3 protein-coding genes and 1 pseudogene are annotated in these 3,238 nt (G+C 58.1%); all 4 read left to right on the top strand.

Features of this window, described 5'->3' with window-relative positions; translation table 11 throughout:
• Positions 1 to 863, top strand: an 863-nt coding sequence (tgt, locus tag ADK28_RS04025; RefSeq protein WP_048794954.1) for a tRNA guanosine(34) transglycosylase Tgt, incomplete at its 5' end; no start/stop codon positions are given.
• A 33-nt stretch (positions 864 to 896) separates the two neighbouring features.
• Complete coding sequence (gene yajC, locus ADK28_RS04020) at positions 897 to 1,229, top strand: preprotein translocase subunit YajC (protein WP_004940391.1); 333 nt, start codon at positions 897 to 899, stop codon at positions 1,227 to 1,229.
• A 24-nt stretch (positions 1,230 to 1,253) separates the two neighbouring features.
• Positions 1,254 to 3,101 carry a protein translocase subunit SecD gene (gene secD, locus ADK28_RS04015; RefSeq protein ID WP_004940390.1) on the top strand — a complete coding sequence of 616 codons (1,848 nt, stop codon included), beginning with the start codon at positions 1,254 to 1,256 and terminating at the stop codon, positions 3,099 to 3,101.
• Between the two features lie 10 nt (positions 3,102 to 3,111).
• A pseudogene (locus tag ADK28_RS31250) lies at positions 3,112 to 3,238 on the top strand (protein translocase subunit SecF); the annotation flags it as partial.

The following is a 3,238-nucleotide window of genomic DNA, read 5'->3' as shown; positions in this document are numbered from 1 at the left end:
CCGACTCCGGCGGTTTCCAGGTGTTCAGCCTGGGGGCGATGCGCAAGATCAAAGAGGAAGGCGTGTACTTCCGCAACCCGATCAACGGCGACAAGGTGTTCCTGAGCCCGGAAAAATCGATGGAAATCCAGTATGACCTGGGTTCCGACATCGTGATGATTTTCGATGAATGCACGCCGTACCCGGCCGACTGGGACTACGCCAAGCGTTCGATGGAAATGTCGCTGCGTTGGGCGCAGCGCAGCCGCCAGCGTTTCGACGAGCTGGAAAATAAAAATGCGCTGTTCGGCATCATTCAGGGCGGCGTTTACGAAGATTTACGTGATGTTTCCGTCAAAGGGCTGGTGGATATCGGCTTTGACGGGTACGCTGTGGGCGGCTTGGCTGTAGGCGAGCCGAAAGAGGATATGCATCGCATTCTTGAACACGTTTGCCCGCAAATTCCGGAAGATAAGCCACGCTATTTGATGGGCGTCGGCAAGCCGGAAGATTTGGTGGAAGGCGTGCGTCGCGGCATCGACATGTTCGACTGCGTCATGCCGACCCGCAACGCCCGCAACGGCCATTTGTTCGTGACTGACGGTGTGGTAAAAATCCGTAATGCCAAGCACAAGGATGATACTTCTCCGCTGGATAAGGACTGTGATTGCTACACGTGTCGCCATTACAGCCGCGCCTACTTGCACCATCTCGACCGTTGCAACGAAATATTGGGTGCTCGACTGAACACAATTCATAACCTGCGTCACTACCAGCGCCTGATGGCGGGTTTACGCCAGGCTATCGAAGAGGGTAAATTAGAGCAGTTTGTTGCGGATTTCTATGGTCGGATCGGCAAGCCGATTCCGCCTTTAAACGCTTGATCTAATAATTGATAACTTAATGAGGGAATTTCAATGAGCTTTTTCATTTCTGACGCCGTCGCATCCGCAGGGGCTCCGGCTCAGGGAAGCCCGTACTCTCTGATCATTATGCTGGTGGTGTTCGGCCTGATCTTCTACTTCATGATCCTGCGCCCACAGCAGAAGCGCGCGAAAGATCACAAGAAGCTGATGGACTCCATCGGTAAAGGCGACGAAGTGCTGACCACCGGCGGCCTGATCGGTCGCGTGACCAAAGTGGCCGACACCGGCATCATCGCCATCGCGCTGAACGACACCACGGAAGTGATGATCAAGCGTGACTTCGTGGCGGCCGTTCTGCCGAAAGGTACCATGAAGGCCCTGTAATCTTTTTTCCCGAAGGGAATTGCCGTGCTAAACCGTTATCCTTTGTGGAAGTATCTGATGTTGATCGTCGTGATCCTCGTCGGTCTGCTTTATGCGCTTCCCAACATCTACGGTGAGGATCCGGCCGTACAAATCACTGGCGCGCGCGGCGTCGCCGCCAGTGAAACTACGCTGGACCAGGTCCGTACCGTATTAGAAAAAGACAACATCGCGAGCAAGTCGATTGCGCTGGAAAATGGCGCCATCCTGGCTCGCTTTAAAGATCCTGACGTTCAGCTGCGCGCCCGCGAAGCGCTGGTGACTGAGCTGGGTGACAAATTCGTCGTGGCGCTGAACCTGGCGCCGGCCACGCCGACCTGGCTGGCCATGCTGGGCGCAGAGCCGATGAAACTCGGCCTGGACCTGCGCGGCGGCGTACACTTCCTGATGGAAGTGGACATGGACACCGCGTTGAGCAAGCTGCAGGAACAGACCATGGATACCCTGCGCAGCGAGCTGCGCGAGAAGGGCATTCCTTACGCGTCTATCCGCAAGCTGGACAACAACGGCGTGGAAGTTCGCTTCCGCGACGATGCGGCTCGCGATCAGGCCATCAGCTACATCGGTCCGCGTCAACGCGATCTGGTGCTGTCCGCCAACGGCGCCAACACCATGAAAGCCAACCTGACGGACGCCCGTCTGAGTGAAGCGCGCGAATACGCCGTCCAGCAGAACATCACCATCCTGCGTAACCGCGTCAACCAGCTCGGCGTCGCCGAACCGCTGGTGCAGCGCCAGGGCGCCGACCGCATCGTGGTTGAGCTGCCGGGCATTCAGGACACCGCGCGCGCCAAAGAAATTCTGGGCGCCACCGCGACCCTGGAGTTCCGTCTGGTGAACACCAATGCGGACGCCACTGCGGCGGCCAACGGCCGCGTGCCGGGCGACTCCGAGGTGAAATACACCCGTGACGGCCAGCCGATCGTGCTGTACAAGCGCGTGATCCTGACCGGTGACCACATCACCGACTCCACCTCGAGCACCGACGAATACAACCAGCCGCAGGTTAACATCTCGCTGGACAGCGCCGGCGGCACGTCCATGTCCAACTTCACCAAGGATAACATCGGCAAGCCGATGGCGACCCTGTTCGTGGAGTATAAGGACAGCGGCAAGAAAGACGCTAACGGCCGTGCGGTGCTGGTGAAACAGGAAGAAGTGATCAACGTGGCGAACATTCAGTCGCGTCTGGGCAACAGCTTCCGCATCACCGGCATCGGCAACCCGAACGAAGCGCGTCAGCTTTCGCTGCTGCTGCGTGCGGGTGCGCTGATCGCGCCGATTCAGATCGTCGAAGAGCGCACCATCGGTCCAACCCTGGGTCAGCAGAACATCACCCAAGGTCTGGAAGCCTGTCTGTGGGGCCTGGTGGCGTCCATCGTCTTCATGGTGGTCTGGTACCGTAAGTTCGGCGTGATCGCCACCACGGCGCTGGTCGCCAACCTGGTGCTGATCGTCGGCGTGATGTCCCTGTTGCCGGGGGCGACGCTGACCATGCCGGGTATCGCCGGGATCGTGTTGACGCTGGCGGTGGCGGTTGACGCCAACGTACTGATTAACGAACGTATCAAGGAAGAGCTGAAGAACGGCCGGTCCGTTCAGCAGGCGATCCATGAGGGCTATAAAGGCGCGTTCTCCAGTATCGTCGATGCCAACATCACCACCCTGATCACCGCGGTCATCCTGTACGCAGTGGGCACCGGTTCGATCAAAGGCTTTGCGATCACCACCGCTATCGGTGTGGCGACGTCCATGTTCACCGCGATTGTCGGTACCCGTGCCATCGTCAACCTGCTTTACGGCGGCAAACGCATTAACAAGCTGTCTATCTGAGGAGTGCGTTGTGGCACAGGATTATACTGTTGAGCAACTCAACTACGGCCGTAAAGTCTACGACTTTATGCGCTGGGACTATTTGGCCTTCGGCATCTCGTTGCTGCTGTTGGTCGCGTCGATCGTCACCATGTCGG

Origin of the sequence: Serratia sp. 506_PEND (assembly GCF_001076875.1) — a bacterium.
Taxonomy (GTDB): domain Bacteria; phylum Pseudomonadota; class Gammaproteobacteria; order Enterobacterales; family Enterobacteriaceae; genus Serratia; species Serratia marcescens.
This window is presented reverse-complemented; position numbering and strand designations above follow the sequence as displayed.

What these genes read in the sequence shown, in the direction of transcription:
- yajC (WP_004940391.1), top strand. Translation starts at nt 897, where the DNA reads ATGAGCTTTTTCATTTCTGACGCCGTCGCATCCGCAGGGGCTCCGGCT.